This is a genomic window from Schaalia odontolytica (assembly GCF_005696695.1).
Classification (GTDB): domain Bacteria; phylum Actinomycetota; class Actinomycetes; order Actinomycetales; family Actinomycetaceae; genus Pauljensenia; species Pauljensenia odontolytica_C.
The window spans coordinates 748412-774876 of record NZ_CP040006.1 but is presented as its reverse complement, the minus strand read 5'-3'; the positions used below and the strand labels follow the sequence as shown (position 1 = coordinate 774876).

At 65.9% G+C, this 26465-nt stretch carries 24 protein-coding genes, 1 tRNA gene and 1 pseudogene; 14 read left to right on the top strand and 12 right to left on the bottom strand.

From position 1 onward, the window contains the following. Positions 1–156 precede the first annotated feature (156 nt). Positions 157–1416 (top strand): Nramp family divalent metal transporter, encoded by a 1260-nt coding sequence (locus FBF35_RS03365; RefSeq protein WP_060566659.1) that lies wholly within the window; start codon positions 157–159, stop codon positions 1414–1416. Positions 1417–1503: 87 nt separating this feature from the next. Next, a complete protein-coding gene (locus tag FBF35_RS03360; protein WP_131726640.1) occupies positions 1504–1914 on the top strand; it encodes a hypothetical protein in 411 nt (136 codons plus the stop codon). Between the two features lie 347 nt (positions 1915–2261). On the opposite strand, the gene FBF35_RS03355 is transcribed toward FBF35_RS03360, so the two are convergent. Continuing rightward, the gene (locus tag FBF35_RS03355) at positions 2262–2717 is read right to left on the bottom strand and encodes a ribose-5-phosphate isomerase (RefSeq protein ID WP_003794677.1); all 456 of its coding nucleotides are present in this window, start codon (positions 2715–2717) and stop codon (positions 2262–2264) included. Positions 2718–2817: 100 nt separating this feature from the next. Here FBF35_RS03355 and FBF35_RS03350 point away from each other — a divergent pair. Together FBF35_RS03350 and FBF35_RS03345 are read left to right on the top strand one after the other, a co-directional pair. Beyond that, a tRNA-Arg gene (locus FBF35_RS03350) sits at positions 2818–2893 on the top strand. A gap of 168 nt (positions 2894–3061) precedes the next feature. Then, positions 3062–4480, top strand: coding sequence for a sodium:proton antiporter (locus FBF35_RS03345; protein ID WP_060566657.1), 1419 nt, complete (start codon positions 3062–3064; stop codon positions 4478–4480). A gap of 93 nt (positions 4481–4573) precedes the next feature. Here the strand turns inward: FBF35_RS03345 and FBF35_RS03340 are convergent, their stop codons facing one another. From FBF35_RS03340 to FBF35_RS03315, 6 genes are all read right to left on the bottom strand, one after another. Next, positions 4574–5344 carry a hypothetical protein gene (locus FBF35_RS03340; RefSeq protein ID WP_060566655.1) on the bottom strand — a complete coding sequence of 257 codons (771 nt, stop codon included), beginning with the start codon at positions 5342–5344 and terminating at the stop codon, positions 4574–4576. Continuing rightward, on the bottom strand, positions 5341–5982 hold the full coding sequence (locus FBF35_RS03335) for a hypothetical protein (protein WP_131726639.1): 642 nt from the start codon (positions 5980–5982) through the stop codon (positions 5341–5343). The genes FBF35_RS03340 and FBF35_RS03335 overlap by 4 nt, the downstream gene beginning before the upstream one ends. 404 nt (positions 5983–6386) lie before the next feature. Continuing rightward, complete coding sequence (locus FBF35_RS03330) at positions 6387–7214, bottom strand: glycerophosphodiester phosphodiesterase (protein ID WP_060566651.1); 828 nt, start codon at positions 7212–7214, stop codon at positions 6387–6389. Continuing rightward, positions 7211–8194, bottom strand: a complete 984-nt coding sequence (locus FBF35_RS03325; protein WP_060566649.1) for a M23 family metallopeptidase — start codon at positions 8192–8194, stop codon at positions 7211–7213. The genes FBF35_RS03330 and FBF35_RS03325 overlap by 4 nt, the downstream gene beginning before the upstream one ends. Before the next feature lie 44 nt (positions 8195–8238). Then, a complete protein-coding gene (locus FBF35_RS03320; protein ID WP_060566647.1) occupies positions 8239–9273 on the bottom strand; it encodes a hemolysin family protein in 1035 nt (344 codons plus the stop codon). Beyond that, positions 9270–10598 carry a hemolysin family protein gene (locus tag FBF35_RS03315; RefSeq protein ID WP_060566645.1) on the bottom strand — a complete coding sequence of 443 codons (1329 nt, stop codon included), beginning with the start codon at positions 10596–10598 and terminating at the stop codon, positions 9270–9272. The genes FBF35_RS03320 and FBF35_RS03315 overlap by 4 nt, the downstream gene beginning before the upstream one ends. A gap of 320 nt (positions 10599–10918) precedes the next feature. Between FBF35_RS03315 and FBF35_RS03310 the strand changes: the two genes are divergently transcribed. The 5 genes from FBF35_RS03310 (at position 10919) to FBF35_RS03285 (ending at position 18620) form a co-directional block, all read left to right on the top strand. Next, complete coding sequence (locus FBF35_RS03310; RefSeq protein WP_060566643.1) at positions 10919–14779, top strand: multifunctional oxoglutarate decarboxylase/oxoglutarate dehydrogenase thiamine pyrophosphate-binding subunit/dihydrolipoyllysine-residue succinyltransferase subunit; 3861 nt, start codon at positions 10919–10921, stop codon at positions 14777–14779. Between the two features lie 51 nt (positions 14780–14830). Next, positions 14831–15433, top strand: a complete 603-nt coding sequence (locus FBF35_RS03305) for a GDSL-type esterase/lipase family protein (RefSeq protein WP_060566640.1) — start codon at positions 14831–14833, stop codon at positions 15431–15433. Between the two features lie 9 nt (positions 15434–15442). Further along, positions 15443–16450, top strand: coding sequence for a hypothetical protein (locus FBF35_RS10610; protein ID WP_241772556.1), 1008 nt, complete (start codon positions 15443–15445; stop codon positions 16448–16450). A gap of 156 nt (positions 16451–16606) precedes the next feature. Then, a complete protein-coding gene (locus tag FBF35_RS03295) occupies positions 16607–17440 on the top strand; it encodes a hypothetical protein (protein ID WP_131726638.1) in 834 nt (277 codons plus the stop codon). Positions 17441–17951: 511 nt separating this feature from the next. Next, positions 17952–18620 carry a hypothetical protein gene (locus FBF35_RS03285; RefSeq protein ID WP_060566632.1) on the top strand — a complete coding sequence of 223 codons (669 nt, stop codon included), beginning with the start codon at positions 17952–17954 and terminating at the stop codon, positions 18618–18620. 92 nt (positions 18621–18712) lie between these two features. On the opposite strand, the pseudogene FBF35_RS03280 reads toward FBF35_RS03285, so the two are convergent. Further along, positions 18713–18904: pseudogene (locus tag FBF35_RS03280) on the bottom strand (alpha/beta hydrolase); the annotation flags it as partial. A 169-nt stretch (positions 18905–19073) separates the two neighbouring features. On the opposite strand from FBF35_RS03280, the gene FBF35_RS03275 reads away from it, so the two are divergent. Together FBF35_RS03275 and FBF35_RS03270 are read left to right on the top strand one after the other, a co-directional pair. Further along, positions 19074–19943, top strand: a complete 870-nt coding sequence (locus tag FBF35_RS03275) for a hypothetical protein (RefSeq protein WP_060566627.1) — start codon at positions 19074–19076, stop codon at positions 19941–19943. 79 nt (positions 19944–20022) lie between these two features. Then, positions 20023–20724 (top strand): hypothetical protein, encoded by a 702-nt coding sequence (locus FBF35_RS03270; RefSeq protein WP_060566625.1) that lies wholly within the window; start codon positions 20023–20025, stop codon positions 20722–20724. A 160-nt stretch (positions 20725–20884) separates the two neighbouring features. On the opposite strand, the gene FBF35_RS03265 is transcribed toward FBF35_RS03270, so the two are convergent. The 4 genes from FBF35_RS03265 to FBF35_RS03250 all read right to left on the bottom strand — a co-directional run bounded on the left by FBF35_RS03265 (position 20885) and on the right by FBF35_RS03250 (position 23225). Continuing rightward, positions 20885–21769 carry an alpha/beta hydrolase gene (locus tag FBF35_RS03265; RefSeq protein ID WP_060566623.1) on the bottom strand — a complete coding sequence of 295 codons (885 nt, stop codon included), beginning with the start codon at positions 21767–21769 and terminating at the stop codon, positions 20885–20887. Between the two features lie 284 nt (positions 21770–22053). Continuing rightward, positions 22054–22128: a 50S ribosomal protein bL37 gene (locus FBF35_RS10730; RefSeq protein WP_106406425.1), complete on the bottom strand. Its 75-nt coding sequence runs from the start codon at positions 22126–22128 to the stop codon at positions 22054–22056. Between the two features lie 168 nt (positions 22129–22296). Beyond that, positions 22297–22596 (bottom strand): hypothetical protein, encoded by a 300-nt coding sequence (locus FBF35_RS03255; protein ID WP_060566621.1) that lies wholly within the window; start codon positions 22594–22596, stop codon positions 22297–22299. Continuing rightward, entirely contained in the window at positions 22593–23225 is a 633-nt protein-coding gene (locus FBF35_RS03250; RefSeq protein ID WP_060566619.1) for a sigma-70 family RNA polymerase sigma factor, read from the bottom strand. Before FBF35_RS03250 ends, FBF35_RS03255 begins: the two co-directional genes overlap by 4 nt. A gap of 198 nt (positions 23226–23423) precedes the next feature. On the opposite strand from FBF35_RS03250, the gene FBF35_RS03245 reads away from it, so the two are divergent. Genes FBF35_RS03245 through rsgA form a run of 3 tightly spaced genes read left to right on the top strand, consistent with a single transcriptional unit; the run spans position 23424 to position 26385 of the window. Next, complete coding sequence (locus FBF35_RS03245; protein WP_060566613.1) at positions 23424–23951, top strand: DoxX family membrane protein; 528 nt, start codon at positions 23424–23426, stop codon at positions 23949–23951. After that, on the top strand, positions 23948–25300 hold the full coding sequence (gene aroA / locus FBF35_RS03240) for a 3-phosphoshikimate 1-carboxyvinyltransferase (RefSeq protein WP_060566611.1): 1353 nt from the start codon (positions 23948–23950) through the stop codon (positions 25298–25300). The genes FBF35_RS03245 and aroA overlap by 4 nt, the downstream gene beginning before the upstream one ends. After that, positions 25300–26385 carry a ribosome small subunit-dependent GTPase A gene (gene rsgA / locus FBF35_RS03235; RefSeq protein WP_060566610.1) on the top strand — a complete coding sequence of 362 codons (1086 nt, stop codon included), beginning with the start codon at positions 25300–25302 and terminating at the stop codon, positions 26383–26385. Before aroA ends, rsgA begins: the two co-directional genes overlap by 1 nt. Positions 26386–26465: the final 80 nt, after the last annotated feature.

Genomic DNA, 26465 nt, shown 5'->3' with positions numbered 1-26465 from the left:
GGGTTTTTGCTCCTATCCGCGAACTCTCCCCGGGTCCGTGGATGAAAACCTGGCCACACGAGGCGTGCCTGGGTGGCTTTCGTCCCGCCGTGAGGGACGCGAGGCGAGTAATATTTCGGGTAGCCGAATATTTTTCTACCTATAGTGAGGATCCCCGTGAGCGCCACGGACACCGAGCAACACCACAAGCTCATCCCTCTCCTCGGCCCCGCCTTCGTCGCAGCCGTCGCCTACGTCGACCCCGGAAACGTCGCCGCCAACATCACCGCGGGCGCACGCTACGGGTATCTGCTCGTGTGGGTTCTCGTGGCCTCGAACATCTTCGCGATGGTCATCCAGTACCTCTCCGCCAAGCTCGGCCTGGTCACCGGCCAATCCCTGCCGTCCCTGCTGGGCGCACGCATGAGCAAGCCCGGGCGCATCGCGTTTTGGCTGCAGGCCGAGATCGTGGCAGCCGCGACCGACCTCGCCGAAGTCATCGGCGGCGCGCTCGCCCTCCACCTCCTGTTTGGCATCCCCCTCCTGTGGGGCGGCGTCATCGTCGGCGTCGTGTCGATGGCCCTGCTGCTCGTTCAGGGCGGCGGGCGACAGCGCCAGTTCGAAACGATCATCGTCGGCCTACTCATCATCATCACGCTGGGCTTCCTGGCGGGCCTCTTCGTCGCGCCGCCCAGCCCCTCGGGAATGCTCGGCGGGCTCGTTCCTCGTTTCCAGGGCACCGACTCAGTCCTCGTGGCCGCGTCCATGCTGGGCGCTACGGTCATGCCGCACGCGGTGTACCTGCACTCCTCCCTGGTCAACGACCACGAGGCCGACAAGCTCGGCCCCTCCACCGGCGACGCCCGGCATTCCTCGGGACACCTCTCGCGCCTGTTGCGCGCGACCCGCATCGACATCTACTGGGCGCTCAGCATCGCGGGCCTGGTCAACATCGGCCTGCTGCTCCTGGCGGCCGCGGCCCTGGCCGGCCAGAGCGGAACCGACACTATCGAAGGCGCGCACGCCGCGATCTCCTCCACGCTCGGACCTGTCGTCGGCACGGTGTTTGCGGTGGGCCTGCTGGCCTCGGGGCTGGCCTCCACGTCGGTGGGCGCCTACGCGGGCTCGGAGATCATGAACGGTCTGCTCCACATCCGCGTGCCGATCCTCGTGCGTCGCCTCGTCTCACTGATCCCCGCGCTCATCATCCTGGGCGCGGGCGCCGAGCCCACGTGGGCGCTCGTCGTCTCGCAGGTCGCCCTGTCGTTCGGCATCCCCTTCGCGATCATCCCGCTCATGCGCCTCACCGCCTCGCCCGAGGTCATGGGCAGCTACGCGAACAATCGTCCCCTGCGTGTCACCGGCTTCCTCATCGCGGCCGTCATCGTCGCCCTCAACCTGTTCCTCGTGTACCTCACCCTCACCGGCCAGGGCTAAGGGTCGAGGCCGGGGCTGGGTTAGTCGTGCGGGGCGCTGCCACTGGGCCAGATATGCTAGTGCCTGGCTACGAGGAGAGCCACAACCATGGTGCCCCCGGCGGACCGTTTCGCGCGCCATCCGGGACAAAACTCGCCCAGCACGCATGCTCACTCACCCAAACCGGTACAAAACTCGCCCAACACGCATGCTCACTCACCCAAACCGGTACAAAACTCGCCCAACACCGCAAAAATCGCCCATTTTGGGCCATTTTTGGCCCGCTGGGCGAAAAATGTCACGCTCAAGGCACAAACACCCCAAGCAGGGCGATTTTTCTCTCACAGTTGGAGCCCAACCTACATCGGTGAAACCAACGACACCGTTTCCCACCCCAATATGCCACCATTGAAACCACTGACGCCTTTGCGGGGATCCAATCAGACCTCATTGAAACCGCGAGCACCTTTGCAGGTCGAAACGCGTCCTGATTCAGCTATTTTTCACCCGCAGTGGTGACGGCGGTTTCAAACCGCGATGACGACGAGCTAGCAAAGGTGTCACCGGTTTCATCCCTCGGAGATGTGCCGTTCGCAAAGGTGTCCTCAGTTTCGTGCAGCAAGCACCTCCCTCACTGATACGCCGATGCGTCCCCCACACCCAAAGTCGCATGCAATTCCACGATTGCCTGCACCGACGTGTTCTCGGAAACGCTGCAATCTCAAGGCTCTGCCATCACAGCTTGAAGGACTCACTGGGGAATTGCATGCGGAAATACCGAGCCCCCATAAACAGGCACACAAAACGGGGCCGGTGATCATTCACCGGCCCCGCCTCGTATGTATTAGCGCGGATGCGAGCGACTATCAGGCGCGCACGGAGCGCTCGTAGTCCTTCATCAGGTCGATGCGGCGCTGGTGGCGCTCGTCGCCGCTGAAGGGGGTCTCCAGGAATGCATCGATGAGGGCCAGAGCCTCTTCTTCGCTGTGCTGGCGGGCGCCGACGGCCACGACGTTCGCGTCGTTGTGCTCGCGGGCCAAACGTGCGGTCGCATCCGACCACACGAGGGCAGCTCGCACGCCTTCCACGCAGTTGGCGGCCATCTGCTCGCCATTGCCGGAGCCACCGATGACGATGCCGAGGCTGCCCGGCTCATCGACGACCGCCTGGGCGGCTTCAATGCAGAACGGCGGGTAGTCGTCGAGGGCATCGTAGGTGTGGGCGCCATGGTCGACGACATCGTGACCGGCCTCGCGCAGGTGCGCGACGACCTTTTCCTTGAGTTCGAAACCGGCGTGATCGGTGCCGATATGAACGCGCATGGGATCCTCCTGAAGAGTTCTCAAACAAGCAACGCCCACTAGTATGGCACACATCACCGTCCCGCGTGGTTGTATGAAACCCTGCTAAACTGACCGAGCTGCCCCGATAGCTCAGCGGATAGAGCGCTTGCCTCCGGTGCAAGAGGTCGCAGGTTCGAGTCCTGTTCGGGGTGCCACTCATATCCACACCGCTCACAATGCCCGCGTCTAACCCAGCGGAAACCCGCGAGCGAACGCGCCCCGGCCTCGTCGATGAGGCCACTCCCACCTCCTGGAACACTCCGCACCCCGCTCCCCACCCCATAAAATGGTGAGCGTATTTATCGTCAACCAAGGACTGGCCGATGACCTACCCCTGGTGGAGCCTGCTCCCCTTCGTTGCGATGCTCGCATGCATCGCGCTCTTGCCTATCATCCCGAAGACCTCGCACTGGTGGGAGAAGGAATCCTCCCAGCTGTCCGTCGCACTCCTCTTGGGCGTGCCGACGACGATCTGGATGTTCATGAAGGCGGGCACCGGCCCGCTCATCGCCACGGGCGTGGAGTACGTGCAGTTCATCGCGCTGCTCTTCGCGCTGTTCGTGGTCTCCGGCGGCATTCACCTGGCCGGCGACATCAAGGCCACGCCGCGCAACAACACGATCTTCCTGGCGATCGGCGGCCTCCTGGCCTCGTTCATTGGGACGACGGGCGCGGCCATGCTGCTGATCCGCCCGCTCCTCGAGACGAACAAGGAACGTAAGCACCGCGTGCACACGGTCCTGTTCACGATCTTCATTGTGGCGAACTGTGGCGGCATACTGACTCCGCTCGGCGATCCGCCGCTGTTCCTCGGCTACCTGCACGGTGTGCCGTTCGCGTGGACGTTCGCGCTGTGGAAGGAATGGCTGTTCGTCCTGGTGCTGTTGCTCCTGTCGTACTACTCGATCGACCGCGTGCGCTACGCCTCCGAGGACACCGCTTCCATCGAGGCCGACGACCGCGAGGTCAAGCCCCTGAGCCTGCACGGCAAGATCAACCTGCTGTTCTTTGCGATCATCATCCTGTCCGTGGCTTTCGCTCCGTCGTGGGACGGCGAGGCGCTGGCTGAGGGCCACGTCCACTCGTGGGTCGACCTGGTGCCGTGGCGCGAGGTCATCATGTTCACGGTCGCGGGTCTGTCCTACAAGCTCTCGGACAAGAAGGTGCGCTTCGAGGAGAACGCGTTCACGTGGGCTCCGATCATGGAGGTTGCGACCCTGTTCATCGGTATTTTCTCGACGATGGCGCCGGCGCTGCGCTACCTGGAGCAGATCGCCCCGTCGCTGCCGCTGACCCGCATGACGTACTTCGTGTTCACGGGCGGCCTGTCCTCGATCCTGGATAACGCCCCGACGTACATGACGTTCTTCGAGATGGCGAAGGCTTCCGGCGGCGAGGGCACCCTGGTCGCGGGCGTGCCCGAGTACTACCTGATCCCGATTTCGCTCGGCGCCGTGTTCTGCGGCGCTATCACGTACATCGGCAACGGCCCGAACTTCATGGTCAAGTCGGTCGCCGAGTCCGACGGCGTGCCCATGCCGTCGTTCGGCCGCTACATCGGCTACGCGTTCACGCTCCTGGTGCCCGTCCTGGCCGCCATGGCGATGATCTTCGTGGGCGAGACCTGGCTGGTTCGAGGCCTGGGCATCGCTCTGGCTGCCGGCCTGGTGTTCCTGTCGCTCGTGCGCATCCGTCGCGCGGGCCTGGACGAGGCCGTGGCCGACTTCAGCGGCAACGAGTGAGTCGGCAATCCTGACGGACGCGTCGAGGGGGTCGGAGCCAAGCGGCTCCGTCCCCCTCGTTTCGTTATGCCGAAGCGACACCCACAAGTCACACTATTTGGCGAGCAGCTCCATCAAGAACCCCCACAGCGCCGTGCGCGGCGGAGCGTCCAGGGTGGGTGCGTTCCGCTCCCGCATGAGGGCGAGCGCGCGAGGATCGAGGGGCGCGTGGATTTGCGCGTGCATGTGGTCGGTGATGATGCACTCGACGTGCCCGGCATCCTTCCACCCGCCCGGGGTGCGCTCTTCCCGCACGCAGAGCACGACGCTCCAGCGCTTGTGCCAGCAGTCCTGCGAAAAGTGAGAGTCACTGGGGCCCTTGGCGGCCACATCGATCAGGGCTGACTGCGCCCTTTCCAGGTCCACGTCACGCACCGCCTGCACGAAGTCGGCGGAGATCCACGGCGGGCCGTCATGGATGGTCGGCCCGGGCTTAATGAGAGTCTCCTCGGCGAGGATACGCGGGACATCGCAGTCATCGACCTGGGTGAAGTGCGCGCCGTCATCCTCGACGCGCATGACGACCGAGAGCGGCCGCGAGGGCCAGATCCGCACATTGCGCACCCCGATGCTCGGCCTCGGTGAGACGATGCGGATAGCGAGGCGCGAGTCGACCGTGCGCGCGGGGCCCAGCATCGCCTCAGCGTCACCGATGAGGCCGTTGGAATCGGCGAGGCCAGCGGCCATGAGTCCACTGACCGGCAACGCACTCGATAGAGCGTTGTGCCCTTCCCGTATACCAATGAGGTCAATAAGCGCATTCGCCTGTTCGAGGGAGACGACGAGCTCCTCCGGCGACGAGGCCGTGGTTCCTTCTGCGGTCACGATTCCACCTCCAGGGTCTGCGCCATCTCCATGAAGCTGGCAATAACCGTTGGGAAGTCACTACTCGCGCACGTACATGTCGCGGCCCATAGGAATCGACGGGGTTCCTCGTCCCCTTCGTTTCTATGCCGGGTGAGCCACACGAGCTGCGAGACAGTCATCGAGGTGCCGTTGAGGGTGTACACGCCCGTGATGAGGCGGGTACGCGACGTGGGATACGGCGCGACGGTGTCGTCAATGAGGCGGCATCCAGGATGCGGCTCAGCCAGGCGACGAGCGCTGTCGTCGAGGAGTTCCTTGTCGCCTTTGCCGCTGAAGACCTCAGTTTCAGTAATAACGATGTTCGGCACGTACCCCTCTGTCGCCTCTGCGACGGCAATGAAGCGAATACTCTCATCCTGGCCGAGATCCCCGAGCTCTCCGCGTTCCTCCTCGGACAGCTGCCTCCAACCGGAAGCCACACGCATCGTCACGCCTGTGCCCACGTGACGATCTACCCCGCCGGAATCGCGGTTCTGAGAGGATTTCTTCCCGGCCTTTCCTTCTTCTAAGAGGCCGTGCCGTTTGGCATATTGCCAATCTTCATAAAAGCAATCGGGGTACTTGAAGGGGATGATAGCGATGAAAGCAGCGATCATGAGAAGCATAGATACGCCAACCAGACTGACAATCAACCATGTAGGTGCTCCAAGCGACTCGGCGCATTTCGCGGGGGCTATCAGTAAGAATGCCGTCGAGATTGCAGGAAACGACACTGCAGTGAAGTTCTGAGCGGCCCTCCCCGTTCCAAGGATCCTTCCCAGACGAAACCCGAGCCCCACGCTCCGCCACAGCTCGGCGGTCGGGTTGTCACAGAACATTCTCATGTACCACATGAGGAGGCCCAACGTTCCGAGAATGAAAGCTCCCAGTACCCACATCGGCGTTTCCCTCTACTACTCGTTTTCCCAGAGCCTCATCGACGAGGCAATCAACACGTTTGTTCAGGTGGATTGGCGGGCGTGCACCCGCCGGTGCGCGCCCGCCATTTCAAGCAATAACCTCAGTCCCTGGGGCCCGAAACAGAACCCGGAGCCGGGGGCTGCGTCCACAGGCCGCGCTGGTCCAGGAAGTCGCGCAGGAAGACGGGGCGGTCGGTGATGATGCCGTCGACGCCGACCTCGAGGAGGCGCAGCACGTCAGCCACCGTGTTGATGGTCCACACGTGGACGGCCAGGCCCAGGGTGTGGGCGGTGGCCACGAAGCGCTCGTCAACGACGCGGATGGGGCCCTGGTGCATGGGAACCTGCGCGGCGATGGCGCCCTGGCGCGGGCCGGGTACGTGCCACCAGGCGGGGTTCGTGGCGCTCTTCGCGGCGCCCACGAGGCGCACGACGGCCTCGGTGCCCAGTGACGTGGCGACCGCGCGCGAGGGATCCGAGGCGGCAATGTCGCGCACGGCGCGCAGGCGCGGCTCGGAGAAGGAGGCGACGAGCACGCGGTCGGCCGCTCCGTGGTCGGCGATGACGTCGAGGAGCGGGCCTTCGACGCCCGGCTCCTTCGCATCAATGTTGAAGTACATGTCCGGGAACGCCTCGAGGACCTGGGCGAGCAGCGGCATCTGCTCCCCGGAGTCGCGGTGGCGCAGCTTGGACAGCTCGCGCCACGTCATCTGAGCGATCACGCCAGTACCGTCGTAGCAGCGGTCCACGGTCTCGTCGTGGCAGATGACGACCTTGCCATCGGCGGTGATGTGGGCGTCGGTCTCCACGTGGCGGATCCCGGCATCGTAGGCGTAGGCGAAGGCGCTCATCGTGTTTTCGGGGGCCTCCTCGCTGCCGCCGCGGTGGGCGAAAACGATGGGCCCCTGACGCATGGTGACGGGCATCATGAGCAAGACTCCTGTCCGAGATAAACAGCTTTGTTTGCCTGCATCCACGCGTCCGGATCCACGGGGGTATCCGAGGAGTCGTGGATTTCGAAGTGCAGGTGCGGGCCCGTCGACCAGCCGTTGTTGCCGACCGCGCCGATGACCTGCCCGGCGGTGACGGTGTCGCCGACCTTCACCTTAATTTTGTTCATGTACTGGTGCAGGTAGGCGGAGTGGAAGACGGTGCCGTCAGATTTCGTGTGCTTGATCTGCACATAGGCACCCGATCGCGAGTTCTCCGCGACCTCCTCGACGACGCCGCCGTACACAGCGGTGATGGGGGTGTCGAGCGGGGCTGCCATGTCGATACCCTCGTGGGCCAGGAGCTGGCCGGACACGGGCGAAATACGCATCGTGAAGGGCGAGGTGATCGTGTAGGTCCCCTGCGGGAGCGGCCAGTAGATTGTGTCGGCGACGACGCGCACGTTGCGGTTGCCGTCCGCGCCGTTGCCCGACGCGCAGCCGGTGATGGACACGGGGGCCTTGGCCTTGGCGCGGGAGTTCGCGGTGAGGGTCGCGTCCAGGGCGGTGGCCTGGGGCAGCGCGGAGGACAAGGCCCAGCTGGGGCCACCCACCGACGCGCCGAAGGCTCGCGCGGGCACGGTCAGGGAGGAGTCGGATCCGACGCGTCCCGTCATGGGCACGGCGATCGTCGTGCCCGCCAACCCGAGCACAAGGAGGGCGCGCAGGACGTAGCCGACCGGGTGAACATTGCGTCGTCGCTCCCCCATCGACGAGGCCGGGGTTTCCTCCGCGTCCTCTCGATCCGTCGCGGGATCAAGGGTGGGGGCCGAGGCCTCGTCAGTCATCGGAATCGCCGACGTCGTCGGGTTCTCCTGCTGGTCGTCCGCGTCGTGGGGGCGCGCCGCGCGCAGCTGCGAGCGCTTGGGCAGCGGGCACTCGGTGTCGCTCACGCTCTCCCCCTTGTCTGTGTTCGTCACGAAGTTTCGACCTCGATCTAATGTACCTTGCGGATCCCGGCTCGTCACGGGCGCTGGAGAACGTCTCGGACTTCGCCGACCAGCAGCTCGAGGATGTCTTCGAGGAAGAGGATGCCGACGACTGCTCCCGCATCGTGCACGAGGGCGCAGTGCACACCGGTGCGCTGCATGTGGCGAAGCGCGTCTTCGACCTGGTCGTCGGCGGACACGGCCTCGAGGCGTCGGATGCGCCACGGGGTGATCGGCTGCTCGCGATCTTCACCGGTGGCGTACAGGACGTCCTTGAGGTGCACGTATCCGACGATGGAGCCGTCGTCGCCGGCGATCGGGAAGCGCGAGTAGCCCGTGTGGGCGACCTGTTCTTCCACGTCAGCCGGGGTGGCACCCTCGGGCAGGACGATGAGCTTGTCGAGGGGGACCATCGCTGTCCCGGCCGTCTCCTCGGAGAATTCCAGGGTGCCGCTGAGCAGGCCCAACTCGTCGGTCAGTACGCCCTCCTCCTGCGAGGCGACGACGATCGAGGCGACCTCCTCGATCGTGTAGGAGGCCGAGATTTCCGAGCGCGGCTCGTAACCGGCCCGGCGCACGAACCAGTTCGCAAAGCGGTCCATGGCCTCGATAATCGGGCGCAGGACGTGGCCCAGGCGCACGAGGACGGGGGCCAGGATCAGCAACATACGCACGGGGGCGGCGATCGAGATGTTCTTCGGGACCATCTCACCGAAGACGACGTGGCAGAAGAGAACAACGACGAGGGCGGCGGCGAAGCCGACGACGTGGCTGGTCGCATCGGGCGCGCCCAGGCGCTCGAGCGGCGACTCGACGAGGTGGGCGATCGCGGGCTCGGCGACGACGCCCAGGGTCGTGGATGCGACCGTCACGCCCAGCTGGCAGATCGCCAACATGAGGGAGACGTGCTGCAGCGCGTACAGCGCGGCGGCCGCGCCGCGCGCACCCTCGTCGGCGAGAGGCTCGACCTGCGAGCGACGCGTCGAGGTGACGGCGAACTCGCCGGCGACGAAGAAAGCGTTGACGGCCAGCAGGGCCACGGTGATGGCGAGACCAACTCCCACGCTCACAGCGACACCTCCTCGTCCTCGGCCTCGGGGGCGGGCGTGATCGCCACCTGAGCGACGCGTCGTCCCTGCATCTGGGTGACCTCAATGCCGATGCCGTCCACGCTCACGCGCGATCCGACGACCGGGATCTCGCCCAGCTCGTTCATGACGAGGCCGCCAATCGTGTCGTAGGGGCCGTCCTCGGGCAGGTTGATGTCCGTGCGGCGCGCAAGCTCATCGGGACGCAGCGTGCCGGGAACGAGGAAAGTCCCGTCGGGGCGCGGGCGGATGCCAAGGCGACGCTGGTCGTGCTCGTCGGAGACCTCGCCGACGATCTCCTCGACGACGTCCTCGAGGGTGACGATGCCCGACACGCCGCCGTACTCGTCGACGACGACGGCCATCTGCAGGCCCTCGTCACGCAGCTGGACCATGAGGGGACCGATCGGCACAGTCTCGGGAACCGATGGCGCGTCGGTCATAAGGGACGAGGAGATGACGGGGACCTCGGCGCGACGGTCGGCGGGCACGGCGACCGCGCGACGCAGCGAGACCAGGCCGAGGATGTCGTCGGAGTCGTCACCGATCACCGGGAACCGCGAGTGTCCGGTTTCGCGGGCCAGGTCCAGCACGTCCTGGGCGCTGTCACCCTCGCTGAGGGTGTGCAGGCGGCCGCGGTCGGTCATGACGTCGGCGGCGCTGAGCGTGGACATACGGATCGTGTTGACGAAGAGGTCGGCCGTGGACATGTCGAAGGTGCCTTCTTCGACGGAGTGCTCGACGAGGGCAGCCAGCTCGGAGGCGGAGCGCGCCGAGGAGATCTCCTCCTGGGGTTCGATGCCCATGCGGGCGAGCACCCAGTTCGCGGTCCCGCCCAGCACCCAGATGACGGGGCGGGCGATGGCGGTGAAGGCCATCTGGAAGGGGACGACACGTACGGCGGTGGCCAGGGGGTGGGCCAGTGCAAGGTTCTTGGGGACGAGTTCGCCGAAGAGCATCGAGAAGACATTGATGAACGCGGCGGCCACGAATGCGGCGATGCCGGTCGCAAGCCCCCAGGCGAGGCCGACCGATCCGAGCAGGTCCTCCAGCAGGTCGGCCAGCGCACTCTGCGTCGTGTAGCCGAGCAGGATCGTGGTGAGCGTGATGCCCACCTGCGCGCCCGACAGCTGGGTCGACAGCGTGCGGGTGGCGCGCAGGACGGAGGCGGCCCCTCGGTCCCCTTCCTCGGCCTTCTTGTCGAGGACGGCTTGGTCAACCGCGACGAGCGAGAACTCGGCGGAGACGAAGATGAAAGTACCGGCGGTCAGGACGACGCCGAGCAGAAGCATGAGGACGGTCATCATCGCGTGGCCCCCTCGACGAGGCCGGGGCGGGTCGCGGGTACGCGCGCGGATAAGGGGTGAGAAAGAGCGGCCATAAAGCCGGCAGTGTCGCAGTCCATGATGGTTACAGTCTAGCGGCCCAGCCCGCCTCCCCCAGCGCGCATTTCCACACACCGCGGGCCATGTGCCAACAATCATTCTTCAACGGACCAAAGGCCCTTGAAGTACACGCCAAAGGTATACCAGGTTTCGTGAAGACGATCACGCGGCGGTACGATTGTCAAGGTATGGCCGCGTGGGAAATAACCTGATCGCGCGGCGCGACACTTACGGAGGAACACGTGCCCACTCCCACCGCTTCCCAGCCCGATCCGCAGTGGTACATCGCAAAGATGCGAGACCTCTACGAGCGCGATCCACAGCTCCTGGATCCCTCCTGGCGTGCCTATTTCTCCACCGAGTCCGCTCCCCCACAGCTGCGCGCCAAGCGTCCCGACATCCCCGAGGGCGCTCCCTCAACGCCGGAACCAGCCCCGGCCTCGTCGGCCCATGCCGCACCCCCAGTTGACCATGTCGCCCCTGTGACGGTCACCCCGCCGACCCTCGATATCGAAGACGATGCGCCCGAGGCGGCCGCCACCGAGCACGCACACGTCGTCTCCGTGACGCGTTCCGACCTGCCGCCCGCCCCGCCCGCCGCCGTCGCCGAGGCCACCAGCCCCTACACGCGCCAGCAGCACGGGCGCGCGGCCTTCACGCTCTTCCAGGGCGCCCCCTCGCACGACGAGCTCCACATCCTCAAGTCCGCGGCGCGCGCGACCGCCAAGCACATGGAGGCCTCACTCTCCATCCCCACGGCCACCTCCCAGCGCCAGATCCCGGCCAAGCTCCTCATCGAAAACCGCGCCCTCATCAACGCGCATCTGGCGCGCACCGTCGGCGGCAAGGTCTCCTTCACGCACCTCATCGGCTACGCCCTGGTGGAGGCGCTGTGCGAGATGCCCGACCTCAACGTGCGCTACACGATCGAAGGCGGCAAGCCCGCGGTCGAGCAGCTCGCGCACATCGGCTTCGGCCTGGCCATCGACGTGGCCGACGCGCAGGGCAACCACTCCCTGAAGGTCCCCGTCATCCACGACGCCGACACCCTGACCTTCGCCGAGTTCGTCGACGCCTACCAGGACCTCGTTGCGCGCGCCCGCACGGCGACGCTGACGACCGCCGACTTCCAGGGCGCCTCCGTCACGCTGACGAACCCGGGCACGCTGGGCACCACCACCTCCGTGCCGCGCCTCATGGTCGGCCAGGGCCTCATCATCGGCGTGGGTGCCACCGACTACCCGGCGGAATTCCGCGGCGTCTCCCCCAAGCGCTTGGCCGCCCTCGGCATCGGCAAGACGATGTTCTTCTCCTCCACCTACGACCACCGCATCATCCAGGGCGCGGCGTCGGGTCGCCTCCTGGCCCTCGTGGACGCCAAGCTCTCGGGCCGCGACGGCTTCTACGAGCGCGTCTTCACCTCGATGCACGTCCCCGCACGCCCCTACGCGTGGGAAGCGGACTACGACTACGATCCGAACCACGAAAAGGGCAAGCCCGCGCGCATCGCGGAACTCATCCACGCCTACCGTTCGCGCGGCCACCTCGCGGCCGACACCGACCCTCTGGCCTACCGCGTGCGTCGCCACCCCGACCTCGATCTGTCGTCCTACGGCCTGAGCGTGTGGGACCTGGATCGCCCCTTCCCCACCGGCGGCTTCGGCGACTCGGACCAGATGCTGCTGCGTGACATCCTCACGCGCCTGCACGACACCTACACGCGCACGGTCGGCATCGAGTACATGCACATCCAGGACCCCGAGCAGCGCGCATGGGTCCAGAAGCGCATCGAGCGCCCGTACGAGGCCCCGTCCCCCGACGCGCAGCGCCACATTCTTGGCACCCTCATCCGCGCCGAGGCCTTCGAGGAGTTCCTCCAGACGAAGTTTATGGGCCAGAAGCGCTTCTCCCTCGAGGGCGGCGAGTCACTGATCCCGCTGCTCGACCACATCCTGGCAGACTCGGCGCGCACCGGCATCCACGAGGTCGCCATCGGCATGGCGCACCGCGGACGCCTCAACGTGCTGGCCAACATCGCAGGCAAGTCGTACGCGCAGATCTTCGACGAGTTTGAGGGCAACTACATGCCCAACTCCGTCCAGGGTTCGGGCGACGTCAAGTACCACCTGGGCACGTGGGGCGTGTACTCCCTCGACGACGGCCTGGCCACGAAGGTCTACATGGCCGCCAACCCCTCGCACCTGGAGGCCGCCGACGGCGTCCTCGAGGGCATCGTTCGTGCCAAGCAGGAGCACCTGGGCGACCCGGACCTGCCGATCATCCCGATCCTCATCCACGGAGACGCGGCTTTCATCGGCCAGGGCGTCGTCCAGGAGACCTTCAACCTCTCCCAGCTGGAGGGCTACAAGACCGGCGGCACGATCCACATCATCGTCAACAACCAGATCGGCTTCACGACGGGCCCGACGCAGGGCCGTTCCACCGGCTACGCGACCGACCTGGCCAAGGGCCTGCAAGTCCCGATCCTGCACGTCAACGCGGACGACCCCGAGGCCGTCATCCGCTGCGCGCACCTGGCCTTCGAGTACCGCAACGCCTTCCACAAGGACGTCATCATCGACATGGTGTGCTACCGCCGCCGCGGCCACAACGAGGGCGACGACCCGTCGATGACCCAGCCCGTCATGTACTCCCTCATCGACCGCATCCCCTCCACGCGCGCCGTGTACATCCGCGGCCTCGTGGGTCGCGGCCAGCTCACCGAGGACGAGGCCCGCCAGTCGATCGCCCAGTACGAGGCGGAGCTCGGGCGCATCCTCGAGGAGACCCGCGCGGGCGGCGCCTCCTCGGTGTCCGAGATCAACCCGGGCAGCCGCACGCACGACCCGGCGCTCACCGTCGGCGTGGGCGGGGCCGGGGAATCCCCCGACGAGGAATGGACCATGCCGGAGTCCCAGATGCCCGGCATCGGCATGATGATCGGCTGGACATCTGCTGCCCCCGCCAAGCAGCTGCGCCGCATCGGCCGCGCGCACACGCGCTTCCCGGAGGGCTTCGAGCCCCACCCGAAGCTGCGTCAGCTGTGCGAGCGCCGCCTCGAGATGGCGCTGGGCAACAAGCCCATCGACTGGGGCTTCGCGGAGCTCCTGGCCTTCGGCACACTCCTCATGGAGGGCACCGGCGTGCGCCTGTCCGGCGAGGACGTGGGCCGCGCGACCTTCGTCCAGCGTCACGCGATCCTGCACGACGCGAACGACGGCCGAGAGTTCACGCCGCTGCGATTCCTCACCGAGAACCAGGCGCGTTTCGACGTGTGGAACTCCCCGCTGAGCGAGTACGGCGTACTGGCCTTCGACTACGGCTACTCGCTGGAAAGCCCCGAGACGCTGACGATCTGGGAGGCCCAGTTCGGCGACTTCGCGAACGGCGCGCAGACCGTCATCGACGAGTTCGTGTGCTCGGCCGAGCAGAAGTGGGGACAGCGTTCCTCGCTCGTCATGCTCCTCCCCCACGGCTACGAGGGTCAGGGACCCGACCACTCGAGCGCGCGCATCGAGCGCTACCTGCAGCTGGCCGCCCAAGACAACATGTGGATCGTCCAGCCCTCGACGCCGGCGAACTACTTCCACATGCTGCGCACGCAGGCCTACAAGCGCCCGCGCAAGCCGCTCATCGCGTTCACGCCCAAGCAGCTGCTGCGTCTGTCGGCCGCTTCCTCGCACCTCGACGAGTTCACCTCGGGTGCCTTCCAGCCCGTCATCGGCGACTCCTCGATCACCGATCCGTCGTCGGTGACGCGCGTCCTGCTGTGCTCGGGCCGTCTGTACTACGACCTCGTCAAGGAGCGCGAGCACCGCGGCGACACGTCGACGGCGATCATCCGCTTGGAGCAGCTCTACCCGCTGCCCGAGGCCGAGGTGGCCGAGGCCCTGGCTCAGTACCCGAATGCGTCGGTGACCTGGGTGCAGGACGAGCCTCGTAACCAGGGCGCGTGGCCGCACCTGGCGCTCAACCTCTTCCCGTCTCTGGGACGCCCCGTGCGCGTGGTCTCGCGCCCCGAGTCGGCCACGACCGCAGCGGGACGTGCCTCGCTTCACAAGGAGCAAGCAGCTACCCTTATTGCGCAGGCCTTCGAAGGCTAACGAGGGCCGGCGCTCCCACCGGGGGCGCGGGAGGCACCGGAAAGGAACACCATGCGGATCTGCTTCATCGGAGACGAGCTCGTCGCAGGAGTCGGCGACCCCCGAGGCCTGGGCTGGGTCGGTCGCGTCAACGCGCACTCCACCTTCGATCTGCCCGCCACGTTCCTGACCCTCGCCGTACCCTCAGAGACGACGAAGCAGATGGCTGCGCGCTGGGAGGCCGAGGTCCTGCCGCGCCTGGCCGAGGGCGAGCCCCACGGCCTCGTCATCGGTGTGGGCCCTGGCGACGTCGCGGCCGGCATTTCGACGGCCCGCTCGCGCCTGAACCTGGCCAACATCACCGACCGGGCGACCGCTCTGGGCATCCCCAGCTTCGTCGTGGGTCCCCCACCGCTCGCTGGCGTGGACTCCGGTTCACTGAAGGCGCTGTCCTCCTCATGCTCCGAGGTGTGCGCGCGCCGAGGCATCCCCTTCGTCGACTGCTACACGCCTCTGGTCGCGCACGACCAGTGGTTCGAGGACATGGCCGCCTCCCTGGCGCGAGGCGCGGACGGGCAAACCCTGCCCGGCCAGGCTGGGTACGCCCTCATGGCCTGGATCGTCCAGCACCAGGGCTGGTACGAGTGGACGGGAGCGACCCCGGCGGACGTGTAGTATCCCGGCATGAGCAGTAACAATCCATACGCGCCGCCGACCGGGTCGGAACCCGCACTGCCCGAGGAGAACGTGGAGGCTGCGCACCGGGTGCCACGCAACGCGCCGGTGCCCGTTGAGCCCTCCGCAGACGGGCCGGATCCCGCGTTCCCATACGGAGTTTCCACCCCTCACACCGAGGAAGAAAAACCCAACGCGGACCCGCCCCCGTACATCTCCGAGGCGCATGCGGACAGCGAGCCGACGGCGCCTGCACCCCGCGCCGCCTCCCCTTCAACCGCTGCGCAGCAGGATCGTTCATCGTCGCCCACCACTGCACGCCCTCACGCGACGTCGACAGGCTCAGACCCTCAGGACAGTCCCACACGCGAGGACGAGTCCACGAAGGCCTTCACCCTCCCGATTAGCACCGACGTGTTCGCGGGTCTCGCAGTTGTGATCGCCGCGCTGTTTTTCACGAGCATCACAATGGCCCAAGCCAACGATTTCGGCACGGGCAAACTTCAATGGCAGTTCGCCGCATGCCTGTTCGGGCTCGCAGCCGCAGGTTTGTGTATTCCCTTTGTCCCCACCACAGTGCGCTACGCGCGCATCTTGTTCACAGAAGGCGAGAACGAGACGGCCGAAACTCGGGCGTCCGGGTATGCCCTCATCTGCCTCGTCGGACTTGCCGCCGCAGTCATCGCGATCAGCAACGCAGTGCCGGCAGCACGCGACCTCAACGAAGGACCCCAGACCAGGACAGTCGCCTCGTGTTACTTCTACCAAAGTCCGGTGAAGAGCTCACCAACAAACACCATCCCGAGCAGCTATCAGAACGAATTCAACATGACACTCGGCGACAAGAGCAAGCTTGTCCTCGTCATCAAAACAGAAAAGCAGGACGACTTGCAGTTGGCATCGGGCATCCGCGGCACCCTCTACAACGGATGCTTGTCGCACCACCCCTCATCGAAGAAACTGGTCCTCGACCTGTATCCGCGCACGCAGATCATCGCTGACGCGCGCATCGTCTAGCGAGTACCTGTCCATGAACGAATACCTCTGCCGACTCATCATCACCTCTCGGCCATGTGCCCCCACGCTCACGCGCACCCGTAGTATTGTCGGTGCACGCCCAACATTGAGCTAGCCTCCGTACGAGGACACCACCCCACTGACCAGCGAGACACCATGAGCAACCAATACCCCCACGGTTATCCTCCTCAGCAGCCCTTCCCGGGCCAGGTCCCGATGCAGCCGCAACCCGGCCAGTACCAGGGCGGCATGTATCCTCAGCAGCCCTTCCCGGGCCAGGTCCCGATGCAGCCGCAGCCCGGCCAATACCAGGGCGGCATGTATCCTCAGCAGCCCTTCCCGGGCCAGGTCCCAATGCAGCCGCATGGACTGGGCAACGTGGGCCGTCCGGTCATGAACACGAACTACGCGACGGTGCTCAACGTCCTGAAGTTCCTCACGTTCAGCGGTGTCGTTGCCTATTTTGTGCTGAGCAATTTCTACGACGTGGGCGACATCAAACTCACGTGGCAAAGCATCGCGAGCGCCGTGGGCACCATCAGTATGCTCATCTGTGCGGTCATCATTGTCATGACGGCTCTCCGTATGAACCGAGCGAAGCGCGCTGGCGACAGGACGAACATGCGTCAGCCAATCGTCTGGCTCGTGGTTCTCTCCATCCCCGTCCTCATCGTCGGAACGATGGCGGTCATTGGTTCCGTGCAGTCGGTTGCGGACACGATCGAAGGAACACAGACCGTCACCGTCAAGTCGTGCAGCTACAGTGAACTCCGAATGCGCTCGCGACGGAGAGGCACCTCTACGTCCTACAGGTTCGATCTCACCCTCACCGACGGCTCGAAGCACACGACTCGCTTGAGCACCGCCTACGACGCGACCGGTGTCTACAACACCCTCTACGAAGCGTGCGCTGACAAGAAGGGGGCCTCACCTCTGACACTTGAGGTCTATCGCCACAGCTGGATCATCGTCAACGCGCGGGTTGAGTAGGATGCTGCGTTTTCTCACCGACGAGGTGGGGGCGCCCGCCCAGCCCGAGCCTCGTCGTCACGAGGCCACACGGCACCACTGAGACACCATCACCGAAAAACTCCCCGCCTTCAATCCACACCACGCTACCTATGCAGGTGGGCAGTGACATGGAATAAACAGCCTCGTCCGTCTCCGTCCCAGCTGAAACGGTTTTTATGAGCAACGAAGCGCCTCTCTCCCCCGATCAACCCTCCGTTGATGAACCCCATATCTCGCGCACTGCCATCGCGGTAGCGGCGGGGAGCCTCACCGCAATTGTGTGCTGGATGATCATCCAATTCGCACGCATGTCACCCATCGCCGTTCCCGTCATCATCCCCATCTGCGCGGCTATTATCCTGAGCGGGATCATTGGATGTGCCATCTATTATTCAATCGGTTTCGCTATACGAGACTCGCATAGGCCACGTCGGCACCGCAAAGAACGCGACTGAGCACCGCTACCCGCAGTACCACCATTGAAGCCCCCATGAGCAAGCGTAAGAACACGTCTACCACACCCCAATCCCCAACAAGTTCGCTGACGAAAGAGCAGAAGCGCTATGGGACAGCGTTCTGGATCGTCCTCACTCTCATCTTGTATGGTTTGGGCCATTTGGCAGACACAATTTCCCCTCATGGCCCCGCGCGGTTCCGCTGGCTGACTTTCTCCTACGGCACAGCGTTTCTCATCATGCTCGCATGCATCGCCGCCATTTCCTACTTGTTTCAATGGTTCGACAAGCGCGAGAGAGCTGGCACTGCAATGGGCTTGCACAAACGAGCCACAGCTCTCGTGATACCGGTGCTTATTCTGATTCCAAGCGCCTACAACGCTCTAGGTTACGGGACGCGTGTCGTCTTCGATCTCTTCACCGGTCCGCAGACAGTGACCGTTTCATCGTGCACACGCGAAATTGTTTCGCGCCGAGAACGACATGGACGCTACCGAACCATGTCCGTCGCTGACTATCACTTCATCATGACCCTGGCCGATGGAACCACCCGTCAGACAGTCATCGATAGCCGCGTATTTCTCGATGACCGACGCATCGACGAAGTCCTGTACAGTGCTTGCATCAAGAATCCAGGGACAACTTCGATGACACTTGACGTCTACTACTACTCGTGGATCATCGATCAAGCAAGGCTGGATTGACGAGGCTCGCCGTCACTTCGACGCACGTACTCATCGGCGGCTTCTTGCCCTCGATCAGCGAGGCCGTGAAACGGGGCGTGAAACGGGTCGGCTCACGGCTGGGTGAGAATCCCCGAGATGAAGCGCGCGCTGTGGTCGAGGGCGGCCTCGGCCTCGGGAATAACGGGGACTGAGAGCACGTAGACGTGGAAGCCGTCCGGCTCCACGCGCAGGCGCACGTCGACGCCAGCGCGTGCCGCCTTGCGGGCGAACTCGATCGCGTCTGGGCCCAAGATGCCCACGTCGCATGGGTGAGATGTGCGCCCTCATCGAGGCCGTGAGCGGTACTGTGAAGAGTGACGAGCAAGTCGGTGCCTGGTCGCAACCGCACACCGGGATTCTCCCGGAACCTCACCCGATCCTGTGGAGAGGCCCTAGGCTCGTCATCATGCACCCGTCCGACAGGCAGCAGCCATGAGCAATCAGTATCCTTATCCGTCGCCTTTCGATCCGTCCACTGACGGCAGTCAACCCGCCAACCAGCCGCAGGTGCCGCAGCCGCAAGCGGGCGACACGCAGTCTTCCTGGCCACCGCTGTCGTACCAGGGTTGGGCATTCCAGGGGTCCCCATACGGGGAGGCGTACGCCGCATCGTCAGACACTGATGCAGCCTCTCAGAGTGTTCCTTCCCCCACCGATCCTTCCGGCGAGGGCAAGGCACCGAAGAAGCACACGGGGTGGTGGCTTCTGCTCGCGCTCGTGGGTCTCCTCGTCGGCATGGTCTTCTATTTCTTCGGCGAAATGTTCGACTTCGGCACGGAACGGATCGTCTGGACCCTCATCAAGTGCGCCGTTGCACTCGTCTTCGCCCTCGCCATGATTCCCCTCTATGCCGCTACGCGGCGCAACTACCTCATAGCGAGCGCACAGGGCGACGAGAAAGTGGCACAACAACGCCAGCTCGGCCTGGGCATGGTCGGTGTCTTTGGCTTCGGATTCGCCATTTACGCGCTGTCGAACGGCGTTCCCGCGGTGCTTGACGTCGCCGACGGCCCACACACTGTCACGGTCACGTCATGCAGCTTCGACCAGTACAAGACGAGTCGGTCACGCTACCGCAGCGGCGTCTCGACCGTGTATAAGAACCAGTTCATCATGACGTTTGAGGATGGCTCGACCCACACGCAGACCGTTGAGACGGACAGCAAGGATGAGATTGCGAGGCAAGGGGACGTGACAGCCGTCCTCTACGAGGCCTGCGCCCTGCGCTCCGGCAACGCGACCATGACCATCGATTACTACACGCACTCGAGGGTCGTCGCGACCGCGAGGATCAACAACTGATTGCTCGGCCGACATGCCCAGGAGGCCTGCGCTAGTGCCCCGACCTCTTCCCCAACCTCTGCGACCCGAAAGGGAACCCATGTCACGCAACCCCGCTTCCTCTCCTCGTCGGGCTTCCTCGCCCGCGCAAGGCTCGACAGGCGCAGGCGTCCTCAAGAAGATCGCCACCTCCATCGGGGCCGTCCTCGTGGCTCTGGTCATTGCTGCCATCGCCCTCTTCTGGTTCATCGGAGATCACACAGATTTCGGCCGCGATCGCGTCGTGTGGAAAGCGCAGGCCTGCGGCGTTGGGCTCGTCCTCGTCGCCGGGCTCCTCATCGCGTGCGCGTTCGCGTACCTCGGTGTTCGGCGCGCCAAGCGCGACGTCGATATCGAGAGATACAACCAGCGTTCCTTCGGCATCGTCGTCCTGTGCGTCACCGCATTATTCGTGGGATTCCAGTCAATCAGCCGCGGCCTGCCCGCCTTCCGCGACCTGAAGGAGGGCACCACCACCGTCACCGTCACCTCGTGCAGCTTCGAGCAGATGCCACGATCAAACCCGGGGACGCGCGCCGATCGTACGCCCGACAACGGATGGGACAACACCTTCACGATGACCCTCGCTGACGGCACCAAGCGCGCCACGGTCATCTCAACAGACAATGCGGGCGACATCGCCTCGCGCGGCGGTCTCACGGGCGTCCTCTACGAGGCCTGCGCTCGGCGCTCCGGGTCCGCCTCCATGACCATGGAGGTCTACCCCCACACGTGGTCCATCGTCGAGGCGCGCATCGACTGAGGCCACATCCTCCCGCCACGCGGCAGTGTGCCATTGGCGTGCGCCTCCCTCGCCCAGCCGACCCCTGGTGTGCGAGCCTCGACTAGTCGTATCGGTACCGGGCGACGCGGGGTTACCTGCAACCGTCGTCCTCGATCAACGACGCGTGAAACGGGTCGTCTCACGCCTGGGTGAGGATCCCCGAGATGAAGCGCGCGCTGTGGTCGAGGGCGGCCTCAGCCTCGGGAATGGTGGGAACGCCCAGGACATACACGTGGAAGCCATCCGGCTCCACGCGCAGGCGCACGTCCACGCCAGCGCGAGCGGCCTTGCGCGCGAACTCGATCACGTCGGGGCCGACGATGTCCGCGTCCCCCTGGAAGACGCGTATCGGCGGCAGGCCCGCTGGGTCACCGTACAGGGGGCTGACGCGCCAGTCGGCCGGGTCCAGCTCGCCAGCCCACGCGCGGCCCGCCCACGCCAGCCCGGGCACGCGCAGGATCTTGTCGCGGCGCTGCATCTCCTCGATCGCCGGGTTCGTCATGGTGACGTCCACCCACGGGGCGTACAGGACGAGGCCGTCCACCTGACGCGTACCCGCGTCGCGTCGCTGCATGGCGAGGGACAGCGCCAGGCCGCCACCCGCCGAGTCACCAAAGATGATGACGCGACCGAACTCGGCCTGCGCCTCGTCGATGATGGGCTGGACGAAGTCGAACGCTTCTGCAGCGGTGTGTTCGGGGGCGAGCGGATAGTCCGGAATGATGACGGGCAGGCCGGTGCGGTCGATGAGGCCCTCGACGATGCCCCATTGGCCGTCAACCAGCGGGAAGAGGTAGGCACCGCCATGCAAGAAGATGAGAGCGCCGCCCGAGCGCAGGCCCTGCTTCGGTAGCACGCGGGTCACGCCTTTATCGCATGTTGCCGTGAAACGCGCTCGCATCGACGCAGGCATGGGGTGCTGCTGCGGGGCACCCGCCGCCATCTCACGCGCGGCTTCCTCGGTGTGCAGCGCGGGAGGCGTGAGCCCCTTGCGGGCGTGAACGAGACGCATCTGGAGGGACATGGGACCTCTTTCGTATCGACGAATCAGTCTGCGCGCACCGGGACGCACCCGCGCGCCAACAGGTACCAGGATACGCTGCGAGAGTGGTTCGCTCCTCACTGCGCATGTTCCCCCTAGCCACCGGAGGAAGCAGCAAAGGGCGGACAGTGCCGGTGACTGAAGGCCGTTTCTGCTCGCCGCCGGAACCGCACCTGGCTCCCGCCGGCGGCGCAAACAAAACGCATACACAACGCGCATACAAAACGCGCCCGGACCAACCGGTCCGGGCGCGCAACGTATTCGGCTCAGGCGTTAGGACGCTTGCCGTGGTTCGCGCCGTGCTTACGACGATCGCGACGCTTACGACCCCGCTTCGACATGTCATTCTCCTTGGGTTTGTTGTCTAGACTGAAGCATTTTTGCACACATTGGCCCAAACCACCAAGGCACAGGCCGTTCGCGGCGACGAAGGTCACCGAAAAACGGGCGGCAACCCCGGCCTCGTCAGCCCGCGCGGCGCGACGCGGTCACACGTCGTCGCAGCGCTCCTAGCGCCAGGTGACGGACACGCTGGTGATCGATGCGACGACGCGGGCGCGCAGCGCATCGGAGGCCTGCTCGGTCTCGTAGCAGCCGCGCATGAGGGCGCGCACGTGGCGCTCGGCGTCCAGGGCGTCAGTGCAGTGCGCGCAGGTGGCGACGTGCTTGATCATGAGGGCGCGGGCGCGCGCATCGGGCCCGGGCACGGATCCGGCGTCGATGAGGCCGCTGCGGCGGTCGCATTCCTCGCAGTCGATCAGTTCGTATAGGGCGTCCAGGACGTCCTGGCAGGTCACGTCAGTGTTCACTTGGCTCCTCCGATCCCGTATTCCGCGGCGACGTCGGCCAGCGCGGAGCGCAGGTTCTTGCGCGCCCGGTTCAGTCGGCTCATGACGGTCCCCATGGGAACTCCTAGTTCTTCGGCGATTTCCTTGTAGCTCATACCCTCAACGTCAGCCATGAGGACAACCATCCGGTGTTCCTCTGAGAGCGAATCGAGGGCGTCGCGCAGCTGAGCGGAAGGAAGCGCCTCGAGCGCCTCGACTTCCGCAGACTTGAGGCCAACCTCCGAGTGGGAGGCGGCATCGGCCAGCTGCCAGTCTTCGACGGTGTCGCTGGAGGCGCGCTTGGGCGAACGCTGCGCCTTGCGGTAGCTGGTGATGTAGGTGTTGGTGAGGATCCGGTAGAGCCAGGCCTTGATGTTGGTGCCGGGCTGGTACTGGTGGAACTTCTGGAAGGCCTTGAGGTAGGTCTCCTGAACCAGATCCTCCGCGTCGGCGCGGTTGCGGGTCATGCCCAGTGCCGCGCCGAAGAGTTGGTTCATGAGGGGCATCGCTTCGTCCATGAAGCGCGCCTCGAGCTCGGCACCATCCAGAGCGGACGAGGCCGGGGCGGCCTCGGGTGCCTGCGGCGTCGGTGAGGGGGTTGTCGTATCCATCGCTTCCCAGCGTAGTCGCGCAAGCGTGCGGCGCGAATGGGAGTGGTCGATGGGCGGTCATACTGAGGGGAACGCCTCACACCCCTCTATATTCCACAACCCTCTGCAATTGTGCGTTGCGCCACTTTCTCCCCGTTGTTTGGGAGTGGGCAGGCCGTTCGGCTTCCCCCAGGGGCAAAGGTGTCGAACAATAGGGGTATGAATCTGCTGCGCGTTGTTGCCCGTCCCCTGCTCGCCGCCCCGTTCATCGCCGATGGGGTTGATGCCCTCATGCATCCGCGTTTCCACGTGGAGCGCGCCGCGGGCGTTCGCCCTCTCATCGACAAGGCGACCGGCGCGGTCGGCCTGGAGCCGCTGACGGATCAGCAGCTGGCCGTTGCCACCCGTGTGACGGGTGCGGTCACGGTCGTCGCGGGTCTGCGCTTCGCTCTCGGCCGCAAGCCCCGCGTGGCCGCCCTGACCCTGGCTGCGATCGGCGCGCCGATGGCCCTCGTGAATGCTCCCCTGCCGGGCACGACGCGCGGTCTGTCCAAGGAGCAGATCAAGCGCCGCCGCTACCGCACGCTAAATAAGGCGGGTCTGGCTGCCGGCGTCCTCCTCGCGTCGACGGACCGCGTCGGACAGCCCTCGGCCCTCGTCGCCCACGCGATGCGCCGCGACCAGCGCCGCGCGATCGCTGCGGCCGAGGCCGCCGTCGTGGAGCGTCTGAGCGGCACCGCTTCGTGAGCGCGCCCTGGCCCGCTCCCCTGGCCACCTCCCCCGTGGATGCCACAGTCGAGGTGCCGGGTTCGAAGTCGATCACGGCGCGCGCCCTCTACCTGGCAGCCGTCGCCGATTCCCCCTCCGTCATTCGGGGTGCCCTGGACGCGCGCGACACGCGCCTGTTTGCGGATGCCTTGGAGGTGATGGGCACACACGTCGAGGACGAGGGCGCGGGCATCCTGCGCGTCACGCCGATGTCGCTGCCGCCGCGGGGCGGTCGCATCGACTGCGGCCTGGCCGGCACCGTCATGCGTTTCCTGCCTCCCCTGGCGGCCCTGTCCCCCGAGGAGACGCTCTTCGACGGGGATGAGCAGGCTTACGCGCGCCCGCTGGGTCCGCTCCTGGACGCCCTGGTGCGCATGGGCGCGACCGTTACGTATCACGGTGAGCGCGGGCACCTGCCCTTCACGATTCAAGGCCCGATCCACACGCCGCTGGGCGCGCAGGCCTGGGTGGACTCCTCGTCCTCTTCGCAGTTCCTCTCCGCGTTGCTGCTCGTCTCTCCCCTCGTGGGTGATCCGCTCTTCGTGTCGGCTCCGGGCGTCGTCCCGTCGATGCCTCACGTGGAAATGACGCTGGCGTCCCTCGCGGGCGCGGGCATCGACCTGGAGGTCGTGGACGAGGGGCGCGCGAACCTCTCCACCTGGCACATCTTCCCGTCCCGTCCGCGCGGCGGCGACATCACAGTCGAGCCGGACCTGTCCAACGCCGGCCCCTTCCTGGCCGCCGCAATGGTGACAGGCGGGCGCGTGCGCATCCCTGCGTGGCCGGGGGCGACAACGCAGGCGGGCGACGCCTGGCGCGCGCTGCTCGGTCACATGGGCGCGACCATCACCCTAGACGAGGAGGGCCTGACCCTGAGTGGTCCCGGCGCCGGCAACTACCCGGGCATCAAGGCGACCATGGCCGAGGTCGGAGAGCTCACCCCCACCCTGGCCGCGATCTGCGCCTACGCCTCGACCCCCTCGCACCTGAGCGGCATCGCGCACCTGCGCGGACACGAGACCGACCGACTGGCGGCCCTGGTCGCCGAGATCAACCGCGCCGGCGGGCAGGCTGAAGAGACCGAGGACGGCCTGATCATCACGCCGCGCCCGCTCCACGCCGCACAGATCCGCTCGTACGCGGATCATCGCATGGCGACCTTCGGCGCGATCCTGGGCCTGATCACGCCCGGCATCACGGTCGACGACATCGCCTGCACCTCCAAGACGCTGCCGACCTTCGAGGCCATGTGGGCTTCCTTAGTGAGCGCTCACGGTCAGGGAAGCGACCAGGCTGCCCCGGCCTTGTCGATCGAGGAGGAGGAGTGATGGCCCGCCGCGACACTGGAACCGACGACCCGCGCGTGCGCGTACGCGCCGGCAAGGGCTCACGCCCCCGCACGAAAGACCGGCCCGACTGGTCCTCCAAGCCGCTGGGCCGCGTCATCGGCATCGACCGCGGCCGCTACCAGGTGAGCCTGGAGGCGGACGGCACCCGTGTGGTCGCCGTGCGCGCCCGCGAGCTGGGGCGAGGCTCCGTCATCATGGGCGACCGCGTGCGCCTCACCGGCGACCTGTCGGGGCGCCCCGACACGCTCGCGCGCATCGTCGCCGTCGAGGAACGCTCCTCGGTGCTGCGCCGCTCCCTCGAGGACGCCCCGGATCAGCGAGGCGAGAAGGCGATCGTCGCGAACGCCGATACCATGTGCATCGTCGTCGCACTGGCGGATCCCCCGCCGCGCACCGGCATGATCGACCGCTGCCTGGTCGCCGCCTTCGAGGCGGGCCTCGACCCCGTCCTCGTCCTGACGAAGGCGGACCTGGCCAGCGCGGACGAGCTGATCGCCGCCTACGAGGACTTCGACCTGCGGGTGGTGCTCACGAGCGCCGAGGCCGGGGAGTCCGATCCGGGCGTCACCGAACTGCGGGACCTGCTGGCCGGCCACTGGTCGGTGCTGGTGGGGCATTCGGGGGTCGGTAAGTCCACGCTCATCAACCTCCTGGTGCCGGGCGCGGGCCGCGCGACGGGCCACGTCAACGAGGTGACAGGACGCGGGCGCCACACCTCCACGTCCTCGGAGGCCTTCGAGCTGGACGAGGGCGGCTGGATTGTAGATACGCCCGGCGTGCGATCCTTTGGCCTGGGGCACGTGAGCGTCGCCGACGTGCTCGGCGTCTTCCCGGACGTCGCAGAGGCCGCCGCCTGGTGTCTGCCGCTGTGCTCGCACGGCGAGGAAGAGCCCTCGTGCGCGCTTGACGCTTACGCGCGCGCCACCGGTCCCTTCGCCCTCGACGAGGCCGGGGATGAGGAGGCGGATCGGGTGAGGTCTGAGCGCTCTTCCCGCGTGGCGTCTGTGCGCAGGCTCCTCGAGGCCGTGGCGACGGCGGAGGCCGCCAGCAAGGCTGCCCGCTAGAGAAAAGTGCACGCCGAAAGTACTTGACAGAGATCCCCCTGCGTGGACAATGAGGATATAGCGATGGTCGCTATCTCTGG

Coding starts and splice junctions, on each gene's coding strand:
- FBF35_RS03360 (WP_131726640.1), top strand. CDS start 1,504: ATGGTGCCCCCGGCGGACCGTTTCGCGCGCCATCCGGGACAAAACTCG.
- FBF35_RS03355 (WP_003794677.1), bottom strand. CDS start 2,717: ATGCGCGTTCATATCGGCACCGATCACGCCGGTTTCGAACTCAAGGAA.
- FBF35_RS03345 (WP_060566657.1), top strand. CDS start 3,062: ATGACCTACCCCTGGTGGAGCCTGCTCCCCTTCGTTGCGATGCTCGCA.
- FBF35_RS03335 (WP_131726639.1), bottom strand. CDS start 5,982: ATGATCGCTGCTTTCATCGCTATCATCCCCTTCAAGTACCCCGATTGC.
- FBF35_RS03330 (WP_060566651.1), bottom strand. CDS start 7,214: ATGATGCCCGTCACCATGCGTCAGGGGCCCATCGTTTTCGCCCACCGC.
- FBF35_RS03315 (WP_060566645.1), bottom strand. CDS start 10,598: ATGATGACCGTCCTCATGCTTCTGCTCGGCGTCGTCCTGACCGCCGGT.
- FBF35_RS03305 (WP_060566640.1), top strand. CDS start 14,831: ATGCGGATCTGCTTCATCGGAGACGAGCTCGTCGCAGGAGTCGGCGAC.
- FBF35_RS10610 (WP_241772556.1), top strand. CDS start 15,443: ATGAGCAGTAACAATCCATACGCGCCGCCGACCGGGTCGGAACCCGCA.
- FBF35_RS03295 (WP_131726638.1), top strand. CDS start 16,607: ATGAGCAACCAATACCCCCACGGTTATCCTCCTCAGCAGCCCTTCCCG.
- FBF35_RS03285 (WP_060566632.1), top strand. CDS start 17,952: ATGAGCAAGCGTAAGAACACGTCTACCACACCCCAATCCCCAACAAGT.
- FBF35_RS03275 (WP_060566627.1), top strand. CDS start 19,074: ATGAGCAATCAGTATCCTTATCCGTCGCCTTTCGATCCGTCCACTGAC.
- FBF35_RS03270 (WP_060566625.1), top strand. CDS start 20,023: ATGTCACGCAACCCCGCTTCCTCTCCTCGTCGGGCTTCCTCGCCCGCG.
- FBF35_RS03265 (WP_060566623.1), bottom strand. CDS start 21,769: ATGTCCCTCCAGATGCGTCTCGTTCACGCCCGCAAGGGGCTCACGCCT.
- FBF35_RS03250 (WP_060566619.1), bottom strand. CDS start 23,225: ATGGATACGACAACCCCCTCACCGACGCCGCAGGCACCCGAGGCCGCC.
- FBF35_RS03245 (WP_060566613.1), top strand. CDS start 23,424: ATGAATCTGCTGCGCGTTGTTGCCCGTCCCCTGCTCGCCGCCCCGTTC.
- rsgA (WP_060566610.1), top strand. CDS start 25,300: ATGGCCCGCCGCGACACTGGAACCGACGACCCGCGCGTGCGCGTACGC.